Origin of the sequence: Sorangium sp. So ce1335 (assembly GCF_051521615.1) — a bacterium.
In the GTDB taxonomy this organism is placed as follows: Bacteria; Myxococcota_A; Polyangia; order Polyangiales; family Polyangiaceae; genus Sorangium.
On sequence record NZ_CP150363.1, the window covers coordinates 3,997,200 to 4,016,750 of the forward strand.

A 19,551-nucleotide genomic window follows, 5' to 3' on the forward strand; every position below is an offset into this window, starting at 1 on the left:
CCATCCCTTCCGAAGTCCGTGCGATGCGAGCGATCGATCGCCCAGGTAGTACAGCTTCCTAACTACTCGAATTTATTAGTTAATTCGGTCAACCGCCAAGCCCGACGGACTATATCACGCCGAAAATCGAAGGATCAACAACCAAATCCTTTTGCCACGGACGACCGTGGCGGGCCGTCGACGGCGCGCCCGGTCGACTCGCGCCGACCCGCGGATGGACTGCAACATCACCGCAGGCTCGGATCCGCCGATGTGCGTGCGACGGGCGTACATGACGATGGCGGCTCCTGACGGTCCAGCGGCGGGGCCGCGGCGGCCCGAGCCCCCACGACCATCGCCCGTTTCTTGGACCGCTGTCGAGAAAAGTGATTGGGGGGTGACGTAGAGATCGGTCGATCGGGGCGCGCGGCGCCCCGCCGCGCGTCAGGCGGCCGCGTCCTCGGAGCCGCTGGCGCGGCCGAGCATCGCCTCGACGAACTCGTCGGGCTCGAACTCGCGGAGATCCTCCGCGCGCTCGCCGATGCCGACGTAGCGGACCGGCAGCCCGTGCTCGGCGCAGATGCCGAGGATGACGCCGCCCTTGGCGGTGCCGTCGAGCTTCGTCAGCACGATGCCGGTGATGGGCAGCGCCTCCTTGAAGAGCGCCGCCTGCTGCATGGCGTTCTGTCCGTTCGTGGCGTCGAGCACCAGCAGCGTCTCGTGGGGCGCCCCTTCCATCGCCTTGTTCATCGTGCGCGCGACCCGGGCCAGCTCCTCCATGAGGTTCGTCTTCGTGTGCAGCCTGCCCGCGGTGTCGGCGAGCACCACGTCGGCGCCCGTGTCCTTCGCCTTCTGGATCGCGTCGAAGATCACCGCGCCGGGGTTCGCCCCGTCCTTGCCGCGCACGACCTCGCAGCCGACGCGCTTGCCCCAGACGTTGAGCTGCTGCACCGCCGCCGCCCTGAACGTGTCGCCCGCGGCGAGCACCACCGTCTTGCCCTCGGCCTTGAGCTGCGTGGCGAGCTTGCCGATCGTGGTCGTCTTGCCCACGCCGTTGACGCCGACGACCATCACGACGGTGGGCTGCGTCTTCAGCGAGAGCCCGCCGCCGGCGCCCACGCGGAGGATCCGCTTCGCGTGCTCGCGCAGCGCGTCCCAGACCTTGTCCGTGTCGGCGAGCTCGTTCCTGCTGAGCGCCGAGCGGATCTCGTCGAGGAGGAGCTCTGTCGTCTTCACGCCGACGTCGGAGGTGAGCAGCACCTCTTCGATCTGCTCGACGACGTTGGGATCGATCTCCTTCTTGCCGGCGAACAGGGCCTTGAGCCGGCCGAAGAACCCCTCGCTCTCGCGCACCTTCGTGAGGCCCCTGCGGAGCCCCTCGATGTCGCGCTTGCGCGCGCCCGGGGGCGTCGTCTCCCGCGCGGGCCTCGCGGCCGGCCTGGCGACCGGCGCCTCGACCACGGGCGCGGGGGGAGCCTCCTCCACCACGACGGGCGCAGCGGCCTCGGGCGCCGCTTGCTCGGCGGCAGGCGGCGCGGCGGGCGCCTCCTCGCGCGGCGCGGGCGGCGCGACGGGCGGCTCCTCCCGCGGCGCGGGCTCCTTCGCCTTCGCCGGAGGCTCTTCCTCCGCCGGAGGCTTCTTCTGCGGGCGCGGCTTGTCGGCCGGCTTGGCGGTGGGCTGCTTCGCCTTCTCCGGGAGCTTCTTCGCTTCGGGGGGCGCTTCGATCTCGGGTGGCGCCGCCTTCTTCGTGACGAAGTAGACGATCGCCGCCACCACGACGAGGCCGACGATAATTAGGGCGATTTCCACGTTGGCGTTCTCCGGCGAGGGGCCCGACTATATGGGACGCACCCCATACGTCAACGTGCGCTCGAGGGGTCGCCCGATCCGGCCATCGAAACACGAGGCCGGCGCGGCGGCGGAGCGGCCGCCGCGCGCCGCCCGGCTCACGGGGCGAGCTGCGAGATGCCCGGCTTCGGCTCCGACGCGCCGAGCTCCTGCTCCACCCGCTCGTCCACGGGCTCGGGCCCGAAGGCCGCGTGTTCGATCCGGGTCGCCCAGAGCTCCACCTCGTGCTGCTGGGCCCTGCTCGCCGCGCGGCGCACGTGCCCGGGCGTCGGCTCCGGCGGCCCCTCGAACGGCGCGCCCTGCCGCCGCGCCCAGCGTACGAGCCGGTCGAGCACGGCGCGCCGCCGCGTGACCAGCGCGATGCCCAGCCTGCTCGGCGGCGGGAGCGCCTGCTCGTAGCTGCTGTGCGTCGCCGCGCGCACCACGAGCTTCGCGTCGCTCCGGTGCGGCGCCTCGATCGAGAACTCGCCGTCGTCGTCGGTCACCGCGCGCGCGACGACGCCGCTGCCGTCGAACGCGGGCACCACGATCGTGAGCTCGGCCCGCGCGATGGGCGCGCCGTCGTGGGCGTCGGAGACGACGCCGCGCCAGCCGGTCGCGTCCTCGATCGGCCCCATGATCCGCACGCCGGCGCGGCCGGGCGGCGCGGCGGGCTTCTCGTCGCTCGCGCGCGGCTCCGCGCGCTTCGGGGCCCGGCGCCAGCCGCCGAGCACCCAGCCCGCGATCGCGAGGACGGCGGCGCCGAGCGCGACCTGCCGCCACACGCCGGGGCCCGCGACGGGCACGTCGATCGCGAGCTCCGCGCCGGGGATCCACCACGGGGCGGCGGGCACGTAGCGGAGCGTGATCGGCTCCGTCCCTTCGCGCTCGGCGGTGAACGCGGCGATGACCCGCGCCTTGCCGGCGGTGACGTCCGCCGCGCCGACGGGCTCCCCCGCGCGCAGCGCCTCGACCACGCCGCCGTCGACCGGGCCGCGGGACGACGTCACGTCGACGTCGATCGGCACGCCGTCCTCCGCGCGCGCCCGCTCGACGGGGCGCGCGAGCGCGAGCGCGACCTGCGCGTACCGGATGACCCCCTGGCTGACGCTCGCCTTCGCGAGCGCGTCGGTCCCCTCGAAGCGCGCGCGCAGCACGCCTTGCCCGGCGCCGCCGAGGCTCTCCGTCGCGAGCTCGAACCGCGCCCGGCCGTCGCCGCCGGTCGGCGCCTCCGCGAGCCTCGCGCCGCGCTCGTCCTCGAGCGCGACGGCGAGCCGCTCGCGCTCGAACGGCGCGCCGCGCGCGAGCGCTGCGCTGCGCTCGATCCGGAGCGACACCGTGACGTTGACGGTCGGGCGATCGAGATCGATCGCGTCGACCGGCGGATCGATCTGGAGGCTCACCGGCGCGAGCGGCGCCGCGTGCGCCTCGATCGGGATCCTCGCCTCGGCGGGCTCGTGGAGCTTGCCTCCCGCGAAGCGGACGCGCAGCGTCGCGTCCGCGAGCGGCGCGCGCCCCCGCAGGCAGAACGCGCCCCGCTCGTCGGTCGCGATCACGTACCCGCCCTGCGAGGCGCGGTGCTCGCGCGCGCGGCCGGCGCCCTCGGCCGCGCACGCCTCGGCCGGCGGCAGGTCCACGGGCGCGCCGCCGCTCGAGAGCGCCTCGATGGAGATCGGCGCCTGCGCGATCGCGCTCCGCGCGTCGTCGACGACGCTGCCGCGCACGACGAACCCGTCGGGCTCGGTCCACGCGACCGCGTCGATCTGCGCGCTGCCTCGCACATGGATGCGCAGCGGCGCACCTTGCGTCTGCGCGCGCGCGGAGGGCGCCGCGGCGAGCGCGGTCGTCGCGAGGAGCACCCCCGGCCACCATCGCGTCACGGCGCTCATCTCCCGAAAGCCTCCGGCGAGCCCGTCGTCATGATCGCGCATTATTCGTCACGCGGGCGGAGCCCGGGCAAGGAGAAGCAGCGCCGCCGCCGCGCCGCGCTCGCGCCCGCTCGCCTCGACCTCGTCTCGATGTCGCCTCGACCTCGCCCCGAGCGCCGAGCGCGAGGGCGCGTGGCGAGCGCGGACGTAAGCGGACGTGAGCGGACGTGCACGCCGCGGACGTCGGCGCGCGTCCGGCGCCGCCGATGCCGATATGGATAAGTGGATGGTGATGTCGTGTTCGCCCTGTGCCCACCATGCTTCACGGCCTTGAAGCCCCGCGGGGAGTGCGCGTCAAACCGTTCAGTCCGGCCGCAGCGAGGAGCGAGCGAATGCAAGGCAAAAGTGCGAGCGTGTGCGCACCGATTTTCGGGGGCAGGAGCGATCATCCGATCGCCACGGCGGCGATGCGCTCGTGTATCGTCGGACGTGGAATGCGTCGCCCCTCTCCTGTGCTCGTGTTGCTGGCTGTGACGCTCGTACTCTCGCTGATCCCCACGAGGCTCTACGCGGAACAGCGCACGAGCTACCTCGCCCAGCAGCTCAAGACGAACGACGACTACCGCGTGCGCACGCAGGCGGCGCTCGCGCTCGGCGCGTCGGGTGACGACGCGGCGACGAAGCCGCTCTGCGACGCCCTCTCGGACGCCAACGCGTCGGTCAAGGTCGCGGCGGCCGCGGCGCTCGGCAAGCTCGGCAAGCCCGCGGGGCTCGCGTGCCTGCAGCGGGCCGAGGGCCGGGAGCAGACGCCGGCCGTCAAGTCGCAGATCCAGAAGTCGATCGCTTCGCTGTCTGGCGGCGGCGTGGCGGCGCCGCCTCCGCCGGGCGCGGACACGAAGTACTACGTGGCGATCGAGATCACGAACAAGACCGGCCGCCCCGAGTCCGAGATCGAGCCGCTCCTCCGGGCCGCGATGCAGTCGAAGATCCTCGCGAGGCCCGGCTACGCCGTCGCGCCCAAGGGCGAGACGGTGGCTCAAGGCAAGAAGATTCTGAACGGCAAGAAGCTGAAGGGCTTCTATCTCCTCGCCACGGTCGAGCCGGCCGTGTACCAGGGCGGAAACCTCACGCAGGTGGTCCGCGTCAGCATGTGGACCTATCCGTCCAAGTCGCTCCAGGGTGAGTTCGCGCCCAAGCTCACGCAGAGCGGCACCCCGACGAAGGACGTCCAGAGCGAGAACGTCCTGATGAAGATGTGCGTCGAGAACGCGGTCGAGACCTTCCAGAAGATCGTGGCCTCGCTCTGACGCGTCACCGCAGCTCGACATTGGCTTTCCCAGTGCGTCACGACCCCTGTCATCTCCAGCCAGCTTCGAGGATCCCATGAGCGACGCTTCCAGCACGGCCCCGCAGACCTCCGCGCCGGAGGTCAGAGCGCGCTACCAGCGGAGCGCGCGGAACTACCTGCTCGATCAGAAATTTCAGCTCAAATACACGGGGTTCCTCGTGGGGATCAGCCTCGCGCTCTCCGTGGCGCTCGGCGTCCTCCTGTGGAACGCCAGCTCGAAGATCATCGAGCAGAGCCGCACGGCGGTGCAGCAGGGGCAAGAGACCGTCCGTCAGGGCCAGGAGACCGTCAAGCGCGGCCAGGAGGTGCTCGTCCAGAGCCGGCGGGTCAGCGAGGTCGTCGCGATGAACATCGCGAAGGAGTACAAGGACGACCCCGAGCTCGCGAAGACCTTCGGCGAGGCGGCGCAGCGCGACGAGAGCAAGCTCAAGGACGAGCAGGCGCGGCTCGAGCGCGACGCGGCGACGCTGCAGCAGCGCGCCGAGGCGCTCGAGCGGCAGGCCGCCGAGGTCGCGCACAACCAGCAGATGTTGCTCCGCCTCATCGTCGCGCTCCTGTCGTTGCTCGTCCTCGGCGTCGGCGTGGCGGGCATCGTCTTCACCCACAAGATCGCCGGCCCGATCTTCAAGATGAAGCGCCTGCTCCGCCAGGTGGGCGAGGGCAAGCTCGTCGTCCGCGAGCGGCTGCGGAAGGGCGACGAGCTCCAGCACTTCTTCGAGGCGTTCGAGAAGATGGTCGAGGATCTGCGCGCGCGGCAGCAGGCCAAGATCGCCAAGATGGATGCGATCCTCGAGAAGATCGAGGCCGACGCGCGCGCCTCGAAGAGCGCGCGCGAGGTCGACGCCGAGGGCCTCGCGCAGCTCCGGCGCCTCCGCAGCGAGATGCAAGAGCAGCTCGACGCCTGACGCGTGCGCACTCCATCGAGCTGCCCCGCAGCCGCTCGAAACCGCCCTGAAATCAACCCAGAAAAGAGAAAAGCCTCCGCGGCCCGCGCAGCCCCGCCCGGCTGTCCGTCGCCGCGCGGGCGAGCCCCGCGCCTAAAAAGCGGCCTTGATGTGCTCGACGGCGACCTCGCCGTCCGGGAGGAACGTCACCGAGGCGGCGTCGAAGCGCATCCGCTCCACGCCGCGCACGCGCGAGAAGCGCGCGCGCCAGAGCTGCTCGCCCGCGCGCCGCACGCGGGCGCGCTTGCCCGCGTCGATGCTGTCGAGCGCGCGGACGTACGAGCCGGCGCCGCGCGTCCGCACCTCGATGATCGCGATGACCGGGCCGTCGCGCGCGATCACGTCGATCTCGAGCCGGCCGACCCGCGCGTTGCGCGCGAGGACCTCGAGCCCCTGCGCCGCCAGGTAAGCGACGACGGCGTCCTCCGCGCGCGCCCCGAGCGCACGCCGGGCGTCCTCGATCGCCGGAGCGCGCGGCGCATCATCGCGCTCGGCGCGCTCGGCGCGCTCGGCGCGCTCGGCGCGCGCCGCGCGCCCGGAGCGCCGGCCTTCGGTTGAGCTGGATCCGTCTTCTGAGGGGAGGGAGCTGCCGGCCTGATCGGCCGGCGCTCGTCGAGGGCTGCGCGGGGGGCGGCCGCCCGTCACCCGACGCCTACGGGGTGCCTTCGCACTGTTCCGAATTGTACCGCCCCTGCACCTGGCCGCAGTCCTGCTCGCCCCTGAACTGCGAGCCCTGCTTGATGCAGTACTTGCCGGTGATGTTCCGATCCCCGAGCCCGACGTTGGGACGGATCTCCGCGCACTCGAAGCCCTGCGGGCACTCGCAGAAGTTGAAGTCCTGGTAGTCCTCTTCCCGCTCGCCCTCGGCCACGCCGCAGCGGCAGGAGCAGTACACCGCCTGCTCCGCGTTCCGGTTCGAGTCGGCGCCGCACTGGCCGCAGACAGGCGACGCGACGGGATCCTCGGTCCCCGGCACGCAGCAGGCCTTGCCCTCGTTCTCCTCCGGCGACTTCGTCGGGTCCTGGCAGCCCTCGAAGCCGTCGCGGCAGATGTGCAGCGTGCACACCCCCTCGAGGCAGACCCAATCATCGCTCGGGCAGTCCTCGGTGCCGTCGCACCGGCAGAAGGAGCCCGTCGGATCGCACGCGCCGCTCAGGCACTGGCCCGCGCCCGCGTCATCCGTCGTCGGATCGCAGTCGGGCGCGTACGTTCCTGACGGCCTGCAGTCCGTGCAGCCCCCCTCGCCGGGCTTACAGGTCGCAGGCGCCTCCTGGCCGCGCGGGCAGCTCACGCGGCCCTGGAAGTGGTTCACCAGGCAGATCCGCGTCTGGCACTGGAAGGACCGCGATTCGATGTTCTCTTCCGTCACCTTGAAGCCAGCGAACTGCGGATCGTACTCGTCTTCGGGCAGGCACGGGTCGCCCACGCCGCCGCTTTCACACGCGGAGGGCAGGCTCGCCATAGCGACGACGCTGAGCAGGCCGAGCAGGCCGGACAGAATGGAACGGGTCATCAGAACGTGCTCCTTCGGCGGCGGTGCGCGCCATCGCCTCGGCAGAGGCGCGCGGACGGGAGGCAAGAAACGCTCAAGTCGAGGTGCTCAAAGGCACAACGTCAGCGGTTGGACCCTAGACGAACCGCGCCGGGAGCGTCAACTGCCGGATGGAGCGCGCCACCGCCGACGTTGGGGGGCCGTCGCCCGCGCGGACCGTTCGACCCCGCGCCGGTCGCTCCCTTGGCAGCCGCCCGTCACCTGACCGCCGCGCCGTCGCCCGTGGCGCCGCGCCGGCGCGCCCGTGAGGGAAGCGCACCTCGGTTCCAACATTCCACCCTCGACTCCTACGCAGTGCGCCACCCCAAGCTCGACGCGGGGCCCCGTGTCTGAGGGCCGGAATGTAGAGCAGCCCGACCGTTGGCATCGCTTGACAAGCCGCGCGCCACAATCCTACCATCCCCGGCCACACGCAAGTATCCGTTGATTCTCATTGAACTTTTTGGTTCTCGACCGAGTCGCCTCGGGGGTCTACGGCGCGCGCTTCCGGTGTGTGGAGCCGCGAACGGGGCGAAGGGGCCACGATCTTTACGTCGCCGAAAGCGAGGAACGACGATGCGGAACCGGGTGGCGAGTATCTGCCTTGTAGCTTCTGCCCTGTTGCTCACCCCCGCCATGGGGCATGCGCAGGGCAAGGGTAAGCCCGTCGCGGCTGAAAAGGCGGACGCCAAGGGCGGCACGAAGCCCAACAAGGAGATCAACCTCGACGAGGATGCTGGCCCCGTGACCGCGGGCCAGATGACCGAGCAGGCGGCGCAGGGCAAGCGGCTGTTCGACAGCGAGCGGTGGAGCGACGCCGCGCTCCAGCTCAAGCGCGTCGTCGACGGCGACACCGGCGATGACGAGGGCAACCGGCAGATCGCGCAGTACCACCTCGCGATCGCGCTCTACCGGCTGCAGTTCTACCAGGCGAGCTACGCGATCTTCTCGCAGATCGCCGACAAGCCGAACCACCTCAAGTTCAACGAGACGCTGCTCTGGCTGTCCAAGCTCGCGACGCAGCTCCCCGAGCCGGCGGACATCATCGAGCGCGTCGGCAAGTACAAGACCGAGCAGATCGCGCGGTTCAACAACCCCCAGCAGCGCGACCTCTACTGGCAGCTCAACTACCTGCTCGGCCGCTACAAGTACCGGAACCGGAACTACGAGGAGGCCATCAGCCTCTTCGCGAAGGTCGACCCCAACAGCAAGTACTACGTCCAGGCCCAGTTCTTCAGCGGCATCTCGTACGTCCAGCTCCGCAAGTCGGTGCCGGCGGTCAAGTCGTTCCAGCGCATCGTGCAGGCGATCGACGACGGCGTCGAGGGCGTCGAGGACGAGGCGCGCATGCGCGACCTCGCGTTCCTCTCGATGGCGCGGACCTACTACTCCGCGTCTGTCCGCCTCGACGACAACAACGTCCCGACGATCGACGCCGCGAAGCTCTCGGCCGCCGTCAAGTACTGGAACCGCGTCGACGTCGCGAGCGAGTACTGGCTGGACAGCCTCTTCGAGCAGTCCTGGGCGTACTTCATGGCCGGGCTGTACCCGCAGGCCCTCGGCAACATCCACACGATCGAGTCGCCCTACTTCCCGAACTCGTTCTATCCCGAGGCCGACATCCTGAAGGCCGTCGTCTCCTTCACGATCTGCCAGTACGGCGACGCGACGACGATCGTCGCGAAGATGAAGAAGAAGTACGAGCCGATCAAGAAGGAGCTCGAGGCGATCCTGACCCGCTTCCAGGGCGAGGGGAACGAGGAGCGCTTCTTCCAGTTCCTGAAGGACGTGAGCGACGGCAAGGCCAACCTGTCGCCGACGGTCCGCCCGATCGTCGAGAACGCGCTCTCGGACCGCCAGCTCCGCCGCAACATGGAGTACGTGCGCGTGCTCGACGAGGAGGCGGCGCGGTTCAAGAAGGCGCCCGCGAATTTCCGCAACTCCCCGGTGGGCAGCGAGGTGACCGACGCCCTCGAGTTCGCGCGGAGCCTCGCGGTCCGGAACGCCGGCACGCTCGGACGGGAGCGCTACCAGCGCAACCTCGACGAGCTCAACGAGCACCTCCGCGACTCGTCGAAGATCCTCATCGACATCACCGCGGCCGAGAGGAACAAGCTCGACCAGCAGGTCGTCAGCGGGCAGCTCTCGAAGGAGGACGCGCTCACCTACGGCGTCGTCAAGCCCGACGACGAGCACGTGCTGTGGCCGTTCGACGGCGAGTACTGGCGCGATGAGCTGGGCTTCTACCGGCAGGTCGTGACGTCGAAATGCAGCAAGTGAGAGGTTTCATCATGGTTTGCCCCGCGGCCGTGGGCCGCGGGGCAGGAAGCGCTTCCTCACGGGGGTCCGTGGCGGAGGGACGGAGATGGAGATGAAGCAGTCGAAGTTCAGTGTACTGCATGCGCTCCGCGCGGCGGCAGGCACGTTGGCCGTGGCGGCGTGCGCGGCGACGGCGAGCCCCGCGTCCGCGGCCGACGCGTGCATCACGCAGCCCGCGAAGGACGCGATCGCCGCCTGTCCGGGCGGGAAGCTCACGGTGTCCGCGGGCAAGAAGCCGCAGGTGAGCTTCAAGTCGGCCCCGCAGGGGATGAACCTGAAGAAGCGGGACCAGGTGACGAAGCCGGCCAACCCGACCGCTTCGCAGGCCTCCGCGCAGCGCGACGAGCGGCGGAATCGCCTCGCCCCGAAGGTGAGGAGCCTGCTGATCACGGAGATCCAGGGCCTCGAGAGCCTGTTCGCCTCGACGCCGAAGAACGCGCCGGATCGGCCGAAGCTGATGCGGCGGCTCGCGGAGGGCTACGTCGAGCTCGAGTCGGCGGCCTTCCGCGACAAGACCGAGGCGCAGATCAAGGCCGACGAGGCCAAGCGGAAGAACCCGAAGGCGGCCGCCGGGCTCCGGGCGGAGGCCAGCAAGGCCGACAAGATCCTCGTCGCCGCGCGGAAGAGCGCGATCAAGTACTACACGAACCTCAAGACGCAGTACCCGAAGTACTGCCAGAGCACCAACGCGGCCGACCCCGCGAAGAGCACGGGCTGCACGGACGAGGTCCTCTATTACCTCGCCTACGAGTACGAGCAGGCGCAGCAGCTCGAGGACGCCCGCAAGGTCTACTTCGAGCTCATCAAGAACTGGCCGAACTCGAAGTACATCCCGAACGCGTACCTCGCGTTCGGCGAGCTCTTCTTCAACGAGGCGCAGGGCGACCCGTCCAAGTGGGACCTCGCCGAGCAGTCGTACGTCAAGGTCACGCAGTACCCGCCGCCCGAGAACAAGGTCTGGGGCTACGCCCACTACAAGCTCGGGTACGTCTACTGGAACAAGGGCGACTTCGCCCGCGCGATCAGCGAGTTCAAGAAGACGATCGAGTACGGCCAGCAGTTCCAGCAGATGCCGAACGCGGCCCAGCTCGCGGTGTCGGCGCGTCGCGACATCATCCCCGTCTACGCGCTCGCCGGCGACCCGCGGAAGTCGCACGACTTCTTCCGGCCGCTCAGCGGCGACGCCGGCGGCAGCTCCGAGAAGACGTTCAAGATGATGGACGACCTCGGGATGAGCTACCTCGACACCGGTCATTACCGGGAGGGCATCGAGCTCTACACCGACCTGATGACCCGCGATCGGGGCCCGAAGTCCTGCGTCTACCAGGGGCACATCGCCGAGGCGACGCTCGCCATGAAGTCTGGCAACAAGGACCAGATCACGGAGGTGCTCGGGCGCCAGCTCGACGTCCACAACAAGTTCCAGAACGAGGGGCACCCGGCGGACGCCAAGCTGAAGTGCTCGAACATCACCGCCGGTCTGCTGACCGAGACGGCGATGGCCTGGCACCTCGAGGCGGTGGGCTCGGGCGGCGTGCGCGGCACCGGCGACAAGAAGACGATGCAGCTCGCCGCGCAACTCTACGACAAGGTCGTCAACAACTTCAAGCAGGAGCAGTTCGCCAAGTTCGAGTTCCCCCGCATCCTGAAGGAGGACTGGCCGAACATCTTCAAGATCAAGTACGCGATGGCCGACCTTCTGTACTTCCAGAAGGACTGGGCCAAGTGCGGCCCCGCGTTCGACTCGGTCGTCGCCGAGGACCCGAACGGCCCGCAGGCGGCCGAGGCCGCGTACGCGTCGGTGCTCTGCTACCAGAACATCTACACCGAGACCCACAAGGACGGCTCTGACAGGAAGGGGGGCGGCAACCTCCCCGATCCCGGCACGGGCAAGAAGGGCGACAAGGACAAGAAGGCCGAGAAGGCGAAGTTCCAGCCCAAGGAGTTCAGCGACTCCCAGAAGGGCATGATCACCGCCTTCAACCGGTACGTCTGCTACATCAAGCCCGCCGCGAACGACAAGGAGGCGCAGGAGCAGTACGTCGAGGTGAAGTACGCGCGCGGCCGCACGTACTTCGAGGCGCAGCACTGGGAGGAGGCCGCGCTCGCGTTCCGCGACGTGGCGCTGAACCACGCCGACAAGGAGGTCGGCATCTACGCCTCGCAGCTCTACCTCGAGTCGCTCAACGTCCTCGGCGCGAACATGGACCCGCCGCGTCCGTCTTGTTACGACGACATGGCCGCGGACGTGCCCAAGTTCATCGATCTCTACTGCAAGGGCGGCAAGGAGAAGGAGAACGCCGAGCAGTGCGGCATCCTGATCCGGATCCAGCGCGACATCGAGCGCCTGCGCGCCCAGAAGCTCGTCGAGGCGGCGGACGCGTCCGGCGGCGTCGAGGCCCTCAAGAACTACGAGAAGGCCGCCGTCGCGTACATGGACATGTGGAAGAAGTACGGCGAGGCCGCCTGCGAGGCCAAGCAGCCCGCCTGCGAGAAGAGCGAGGAGATCCTCTACAACGCCGCGAAGGCGTTCCAGGCCGCTCGCCTCATCGCGAAGTCGATCGCGGCGCGCAAGATCCTGCTCGACCCGCGGTACAACCTCCACAACACCGAGCTGGCGAAGACGTCGATCTACGAGATCGGCGGCAACTACCAGGCGATCGCGGTCTATGACGAGGCGGCGAACTGGTACGAGCGCTACGCCCGCGAGAACCCGAAGGGGGAGAAGGCCGCCGAGGCGCTCCAGGACGCGGTCGTGCTGCGGCTCGGCCTCGGCCAGGAGGACCAGGCGATCAAGGACGCGGACCTCTTCAACAAGAACTACGGCAGGGCGAAGCCGGCGCAGACGGCGCAGATCGCGTTCGCGATCGGCGCGCACTACATCGACCGCGAGGACTGGGATCAGGCGCGGCGGCGGCTGTCGACGGCGATGCCGCAGATCGACCGCAACGCGACGTTCGACGTCCAGGTCCAGGCGCACACGATGTACGCGCGCGTCCTCCTGCAGACGAAGAGCGTGACCCCGGCGAACGCCGAGTACAACAAGGTCCGGAACTACTGGAAGGACCCGGCGGCCGCGCTGAAGAAGCTCGACGCGATCGGCGGCGAGGAGCCGGAGAAGCTGCGCCGGCTCGGCAAGGTGCTGACCGCCGTGGGCGAGGCCTACTTCCACTTCGCCGAGCAGAAGCGGAAGGAGGTCGATAAGATCAGGTTCCCCGAGTACAAGGGCGCCGGGAACCGCGAGGACGTCCTCAAGCACATCAACACGAAGGTCGCCGACTGGGTGAAGAAGAAGCGCCCGGCGATCGAGGCGGCCGACGCGGAGTACCAGAAGATCCTCAAGCTGGAGCCGACGCCTCCGCCGAAGTGGGTCATCGCGGCCGGTGCGCGCGTCGGCCAGATGTGGGGCAAGTTCGTGGCCGAGTTCCGCGCCGCGCCGATCCCGAAGGAGTGGAAGGGCCGCGGGATGGTGCCGGGTACCGACGTCTCGTACGACGAGATCCGGGGCGAGTACTACTCGCGCCTGGACGAAGCGAGCGAGCCGCAGAAGCAGATGGCGAAGGGCGCGTTCAAGACCTGCCTCGACCTGTCCGTGAAGTACCAGTACTTCGACGACTACTCGCGCACCTGCGAGGTGTGGCTGTCGAAGAACTACGGCGCCGAGTACCACCTCATCGACGAATTCCGCGGCTCCCCGTCGCGCGTCAACTCCGGCCTGAGCGATCGTCCCGCGCCGCTGAACCTCGACGGGACCGCGTACCGCGAGGCGCTGACGGTCGCTGACAAGCCGGCTGCCGGCAAGGAAGAGGGCGACGAGAAGAAGGAAGCACCGGCGGGTCCCGGCGCCTCCAAGGAAGGCTCGGCGCTCGATCGGGCCACGACCCGACGCAAGAAGTGATGGAGCGAACCATGAGAAGCATCACGTCATTGGCAGCGGTCGCGGTGCTCCTTCTTGCCGCCACGGGTTGTGGCGGCGGGAGCGCCGGCGGCACGGCGCGCGGGGCGAAGGATCCCACGACCGGCAAGGCGCTCACGGACAGCAAGGGCAACGCCGTGTCGGTCGCGGCGGCCAACAAGTTCAAGACCGCCATGGACACCATGGTCCAGCACGACAAGGCGGACGACTGGACCGAGGCGACGTGCAGCTCGACGGCCCAGCTCTTCCTCGACGCCGCGGACGAGCAGGGGGACACGACGTTCGCCGAGGCCATCTACAACGCGGGGCTCGCGTACCAGCGTTGCAAGAAGCACCCGGAGGCGAAGCAGCACTTCCAGCAGGCGCTCCAGAAGAACCCGAAGTTCCACCCGGCGCGCGTCCAGGTGGCGCTCTACAACTTCGCCGAATCGGGCGAGAAGAACATCGACGAGGCGATCCGCGAGATGCGCCAGGCGGCGGTCGTCGACGCCCAGTACAAGAACGTCGAGGCGCTCGTGCACCTCGCGCTCCTGTACATGAAGCGCGGCAACCAGGTCGCCGACAGCGACGGCCCGAACGACTTCCAGCGCGCGAAGCGGTACATCCAGAGCGCGCTGGCGGTCGACGACGCCTTCATGCCGGCGTTCAACCAGCTCGCCATCTACTACCTGGAGACGGCGAAGCAGAAGGCCGGCCGGAAGTCGGGCAAGGCGGTCGCGACGAACGTCAGCAAGCAGAAGAAGGTCGACACGCAGGCGCTGGAGCTCGCCGCGCTCGTCTGCTCCCAGGCCATCCGCAAGAACCCGAACTACGCGCCGATCCACAACACCGCGGGCATGATCCAGGTCGAGCTCTCGAACCTGAACGGCGCCGTGCAGGAGTTCAACCTGGCCCGGAAGCTCGATCCGACCTTCTACGAGGCGCAGATGAACTACGCCGCGGTGAACCTCCAGTTCCGTGGGTTCCAGCAGGCGGAGGAGGCGTACCGCGCGGCCCTGAAGATGCGTCCGAACGACTACGACGCTCACCTGGGCCTCGCGCTCGCCCTGCGCGGTCAGATCGACGACGCGAACTTCGACAACATGGTGGCGGCCGCCAGCGCGGAGCTCGACGCCGCGAAGCGGATCGCCCCCGATCGCCCCGAGACCTACTACAACGAGGCGATCCTCACCCAGGAGTACAAGGCGAAGTCGGGCGGCAAGGCCGCCGAGGGCGCCCTCCAGTCGGCGAAGGGTCTCTTCGGCCAGTTCATCCAGAAGGCGGGCTCCAATGCCGAGTTCGCCGACGCGGTGAAGCGGTCGAAGGAGCGCATGGAGGAGATCGACCAGATCATCGCCTTCAACAAGCAGACCGAGGCCGAGCGCAAGGCGGCCGAGGCCGACATGAAGACGAAGGAGGCCGAGCAGGAGGCTGCTGCCGGGAGCGAGGAGGAGGGAGCCACTCCGGCTCCGTAAGCAGCAGGAGCGTTGTCCCGAGCGCTGTCCGACGCACGTCATGAGCGGCACGAGCCCAGGAGTGCGAGCCAGGAATACCACAGGTTTCCAGGCGAGCTCGACAGGTGCATCGACCTCACCGCAGCGCGTCGGACAGCGCAGCCAGCCCCCCTCTCTCGTCGCGCGCGCGCCGTATGCCCGCCGCATCAAGGAGAGGGGGGCTGATCACTTTCGTGGCACCGCTCTGGGAACCTTGGGTTGAATCGGTTGTCGAGGCGAACGTGGGTCGTGCTCTTTGCCGCCTCGATGGCTTGCGAAGCTGGTTGACCGGCCGCCGCGTGAGGCGGTACAATGGCACTGTAACTGCGTCGGAACATTCTGAGGAGGCTGGAATGAGAGGGTTGACCCGATTGGGTGCGGGAGTCGTGGCTGCCGTTCTTACGAGCATGGTCGCCTCATCGGCGTTCGCGCAGGAGGCCCAGGCGACGGGCGGCGGCGGTGGGAAGAAGGAGGAGGGCTACGGGTACGAGTTCTCCGACGATCCGCTGAACGCCGGCGGGTTCGGCCCCAACGACGCCACCATCCGCGTTCGTCCCGGCCCGGTCCGGACGACGCTGATCCGGCCCCGCACCTCGTTCGTCCCGGAGATGCTCAAGTCGGTCGAGAACCTCTGATGTACCGGGCAGGTTGGGACCTGCCCTGTCGATTTATCCCCAGATGCTGGGGGCGTGCGCCGCGGAGCGCATAGGGAAGGCTGGCGGAGATGGAAGGCAAGCAAAGGGTCGCTCTCACATTTGCGCTCTACCAGAACGAGGCGCTCGTCCGTCGGGAGACGATCACGCAGGATATCGTCAAGGTCGGCAAGGACGCGAAGAGCCATCTGCGTGTCGATGACGAGCTTGCCTCGCGCATGCACGCGGTCATCGAGGTCGCCTCCCCGCAGGACATCACGCTCATCGATCTCGGCAACGAGCCGGGGACGATGGTGAACGGGGCGCGCGTCAACAAGTGCAAGATCAGCCCAGGCGATCAGCTCCAGATCGGCGGCACGAAGATCATGCTGGAGCGCGCCGAGCCGGTGGCGGTCGCCGCGGCGGCGGGCCCTGCGAAGCCCGTCCCCGCGAACCCGTTCGCCGCCGCGCCCGCGAACCCGTTCGCCGCCGCCGCGCCCGCGAACCCGTTCGCCGCCGCGCCCGCGAACCCGTTCGCCGCGACCGCGGGGGCGGACCCGTTTGCCTACAACAACCCGTTCGCGCAGTCGGCGCCCGCCGTCGACGAGGTGCCGCCGGACGCGCCGGAGGGCTCCTACACGTACACGCTCGTGAAGAACGGGCCGGACGTGCCGAGCGAGGAGGTCGAGGTCCCGGCGGCGTCCGTCGAGATCATGATCATGTGGGATGCCGCCGTGCTCCACGTCGCGCACCTCACCCCGCCGCGCTCCTTCTACGTCGGTGAGGAGGAGGGCAAGAACTTCAAGTGCGATTACTTCATCCCGTCGGAGAAGCTCGGCACGACGCGCGCGCCCATCATCCTCGCGGACCGCGGCGGCTCGGTCTCCGTGGTGCTCCTGCCCCGCGCGACCGGGACGATCGAGGTCCCGGGGCACGCCAAGCTGACGCTGCAGCAGGCGATCGACCAGGGGCGCGCCCAGCCGTGCTCCGAGCTCTCGGGCGCCTACCAGATGTCGCTCCCGTCCGGCGCCAAGGCGAAGGTCGAGCTCGACGGCATCATCTTCCAGGTGTCCGCCGTGAACGCGGGCCGCGTCGTGGCCGGCCACTTCCAGCTCGACACGCAGAGCCTTCTGTACACCGGCCTGTCGATGGCGGTGCACCTCGGCCTCCTCGCGGCGATGGCCTTCTTCATGCCGCCGCTCGGCGACACGGGCGAGGACGGGATCTCCGCGGACCAGCAGTTCCTCATCCAGCAGTACCTCGCGGCCGCCGCCGAGAAGGAGATGGAGGAGAAGGAGACCGAGCAGGTCGCCGAGAACGCCGCGGACAACAAGGAGGGCGGCACCGGCACGCGCGCCAAGGGTGAAGAGGGTTCGATGGGCAACCCGAACACCAAGGCCACCGGCAACCGCTACGGCGTCCAGGGCCCGGCCGACAACCCCGACCCGCACATCGCCCGCCAGGCGGCGCTGCGCGACGCCGCGGAGTTCGGCATGATCGGCCTCCTCAACGCCGGCGCCGGCGGCGATCCGAACGCCCCGACCGCGCCGTGGGGGCGCGACGACTCGCTCGGCAACGATCCGCTGAGCGCCCGCGGCAACATGTGGGGCGATCAGATCGGCGACTCGTTCGGCGCGGGCGGCCTCGGCCTCTCCGGCATCGGCGAGGGCGGCGGCGGTCGCGGCGAGGGTATCGGCCTCGGCAACATCGGGACCATCGGCCACGGCGCCGGCACCGGCACGGGCCAGGGCTTCGGCTCCGGCCATGGCCGCCTCGGTGGGTCGCATCGCACCAAGCCGCCGCAGGTGCGTATGGGTGCGACGAGCGTCAGCGGCCGTCTGCCGCCCGAGGTCATCCAGCGTATCGTTCGCCAGAACTTCGGTCGGTTCCGGCTCTGCTACGAGAACGGCCTCAGGAACAACCCGAACCTCCAGGGCCGCGTCGCGGTGCGCTTCGTCATCGGCCGCGATGGTGCCGTGTCCAACGTGGGTAACGGCGGTTCGGACCTGCCGGACAACGGCGTGGTCTCCTGCGTGGTGCGGGCCTTCTACGGTCTGTCGTTCCCGCAGCCCGAGGGCGGTATCGTCACGGTCGTCTACCCGATCATGCTCAGCCCCGGCGGCTGAGCTCGCCTGACAGCGCGCCGCGTGTGAACGCCCTGCACGGACCGTGTAGGGCGTTTGCCATTTCGAGCGCCGGACGCGGCCGGAGCGGAGGGCCGCTCGGCGCCCCCGGCGGTCGCGCGGGGGTCGGCGGCAGGGTGGCCCGGTCGTCGCGCGTCGCGCCGCGGGGGAGGGGGGCAGGCGCCGCCCGAACGCCGTGCAGACCCGCGCAGGAGCGGGGTCTGAAGCCCTGGACTTCCGCGGTTGCATCCGCCTATTCTCGCGACGCCGCGCGAGGTTGAACGCGCGCCACCTCAGGACGCTTGTGACGGTGCCACACCACGGAGCGGCGCCAGCCGCCCCCGGGATTGCTGAAGGAGCGGCGCAGCCGTCTCCAGGATTGCGGACGGAGCGGCACAGCCCGCTCCAGGTTGTGGACGGAGCCGGCGCCGCCGACTCCGGGTTGCGGAGGGAGCGGCACAGCCGGCTCCGGGTTGCTGACACGGAGCGGCGCAGCCGGCTCCGGGTTGCTGACACGGAGCGGCGCAGCCGCTGCCGGGATGCTGGAGAGGGCGGCGCGACGCCCAGGATCACTGAGGAGCCGACGGTGCCGGCTCCACTCGAAAGGTGAGTGAGATGAAGCTTGGGGCATTCTTGATGGTTGGGCTGGTCGCGGCGAGCGCGGCGGGGCTGGGCTGCTCCCGGCATCGGCAGGAGGCCGTGATCCTGGCGAATCAGGCCGACAAGGAGGTCGCCGTCAATCCCGAAGGGGCGGCCACCAAGTACGAGCAAGCCACAAAGCTCGACCCCACGAACCACCGCATCTTCTTCAAGCTGGCGATGGCCTACAAGAAGAGGGATGAGTGGGACAAGGTCGCGTCGACGCTGGCGCGCGCCACGCAGATCGCTCCGAAGTTCGCCAACTACTGGTTCGAGCGGGGCTGGGCGCTGGAGCAGCAGGCGAAGAAGAAGACGATCTCCTACGAAGAGGCCAAAGAGCCCTACCAGAAGTGTATCGAGAACGACCCCAACTTCGCCGACTGCTACTCGCAGCTGGGGAACGTTTACCTCTGGACGGACGACGAGCAGAAGGCGCTCGAGAACCTCACCAAGGCGATCGAGCACAACCCGAACGAGATCCGCTACTACGCGGCGCTCGCCGACCTGTACATCCGCCTCGGCTACGCGAAGGAGGCCGAGCAGGTGCTCAAGGAGGCGAAGTCGTTCGCGAAGCCCGGGGACAAGTACCTCTTCGGCGTCCACAGCCTGCTCGCGTCGGTCTACCAGGAGCGCGGATCCACCGCGGAGATGGTGGCTGAGCTCGAGGCCGCCAAGGCGGCTGCGCCGCAGGACGGCCCCGAGTCCGTACAGATCCTCTGGAGTCTCGGGAGCACGTACGCGACCCTGGATCCGCCGCGGAAGCAGGAGGCGATCCAGATGCTCAAGGGGTTCACAACGCGCGCCTGCAAGGGATCAAGGGCGGCGAGCTTCAAGACCGAGTGCGAGACGGCGAACACGCTCGTCGCGCGGCTCGGTGGCCAGTAGCCGTGATGCCGCGCGCCGCGCGGGACACGTGAGCGTTTCAATCCGTTCGAAGGTCGGGGCCGAGGGTC

General features: G+C 69.3%; 12 protein-coding genes. 8 read left to right on the forward strand and 4 right to left on the reverse strand.

All coding sequences use genetic code 11. The annotated features are described in order from the left end of the window. Positions 1–423: 423 nt before the first annotated feature. Both ftsY and WMF24_RS14880 read right to left on the reverse strand, forming a co-directional pair. Positions 424–1,788: a signal recognition particle-docking protein FtsY gene (ftsY, locus tag WMF24_RS14875; protein ID WP_437737058.1), complete on the reverse strand. Its 1,365-nt coding sequence runs from the start codon at positions 1,786–1,788 to the stop codon at positions 424–426. A gap of 137 nt (positions 1,789–1,925) precedes the next feature. Further along, positions 1,926–3,695: a carboxypeptidase regulatory-like domain-containing protein gene (locus WMF24_RS14880; protein ID WP_437737059.1), complete on the reverse strand. Its 1,770-nt coding sequence runs from the start codon at positions 3,693–3,695 to the stop codon at positions 1,926–1,928. A 509-nt stretch (positions 3,696–4,204) separates the two neighbouring features. Between WMF24_RS14880 and WMF24_RS14885 the strand changes: the two genes are divergently transcribed. Next, on the forward strand, positions 4,205–4,981 hold the full coding sequence (locus tag WMF24_RS14885) for a HEAT repeat domain-containing protein (protein ID WP_437737060.1): 777 nt from the start codon (positions 4,205–4,207) through the stop codon (positions 4,979–4,981). 76 nt (positions 4,982–5,057) lie between these two features. Further along, on the forward strand, positions 5,058–5,927 hold the full coding sequence (locus tag WMF24_RS14890; RefSeq protein ID WP_437737061.1) for a HAMP domain-containing protein: 870 nt from the start codon (positions 5,058–5,060) through the stop codon (positions 5,925–5,927). Between the two features lie 132 nt (positions 5,928–6,059). Here the strand turns inward: WMF24_RS14890 and WMF24_RS14895 are convergent, their stop codons facing one another. Together WMF24_RS14895 and WMF24_RS14900 are read right to left on the reverse strand one after the other, a co-directional pair. Further along, positions 6,060–6,611: a YraN family protein gene (locus WMF24_RS14895; protein WP_437737062.1), complete on the reverse strand. Its 552-nt coding sequence runs from the start codon at positions 6,609–6,611 to the stop codon at positions 6,060–6,062. 7 nt (positions 6,612–6,618) lie between these two features. Beyond that, positions 6,619–7,479, reverse strand: a complete 861-nt coding sequence (locus WMF24_RS14900; RefSeq protein WP_437737063.1) for a hypothetical protein — start codon at positions 7,477–7,479, stop codon at positions 6,619–6,621. 639 nt (positions 7,480–8,118) lie between these two features. Here WMF24_RS14900 and WMF24_RS14905 point away from each other — a divergent pair. The 6 genes from WMF24_RS14905 (at position 8,119) to WMF24_RS14930 (ending at position 19,483) form a co-directional block, all read left to right on the forward strand. Next, a complete protein-coding gene (locus WMF24_RS14905; RefSeq protein WP_437737064.1) occupies positions 8,119–9,777 on the forward strand; it encodes a tetratricopeptide repeat protein in 1,659 nt (552 codons plus the stop codon). Between the two features lie 85 nt (positions 9,778–9,862). Continuing rightward, positions 9,863–13,714: a hypothetical protein gene (locus WMF24_RS14910; RefSeq protein WP_437737065.1), complete on the forward strand. Its 3,852-nt coding sequence runs from the start codon at positions 9,863–9,865 to the stop codon at positions 13,712–13,714. Positions 13,715–13,725: 11 nt separating this feature from the next. Beyond that, a complete protein-coding gene (locus WMF24_RS14915) occupies positions 13,726–15,186 on the forward strand; it encodes a tetratricopeptide repeat protein (RefSeq protein ID WP_437737066.1) in 1,461 nt (486 codons plus the stop codon). 425 nt (positions 15,187–15,611) lie between these two features. Next, entirely contained in the window at positions 15,612–15,839 is a 228-nt protein-coding gene (locus WMF24_RS14920) for a hypothetical protein (RefSeq protein ID WP_437737067.1), read from the forward strand. 89 nt (positions 15,840–15,928) lie between these two features. Continuing rightward, on the forward strand, positions 15,929–17,962 hold the full coding sequence (locus tag WMF24_RS14925; RefSeq protein ID WP_437737068.1) for an AgmX/PglI C-terminal domain-containing protein: 2,034 nt from the start codon (positions 15,929–15,931) through the stop codon (positions 17,960–17,962). Positions 17,963–18,574: 612 nt separating this feature from the next. Beyond that, positions 18,575–19,483: a tetratricopeptide repeat protein gene (locus WMF24_RS14930; protein WP_437737069.1), complete on the forward strand. Its 909-nt coding sequence runs from the start codon at positions 18,575–18,577 to the stop codon at positions 19,481–19,483. Positions 19,484–19,551: the final 68 nt, after the last annotated feature.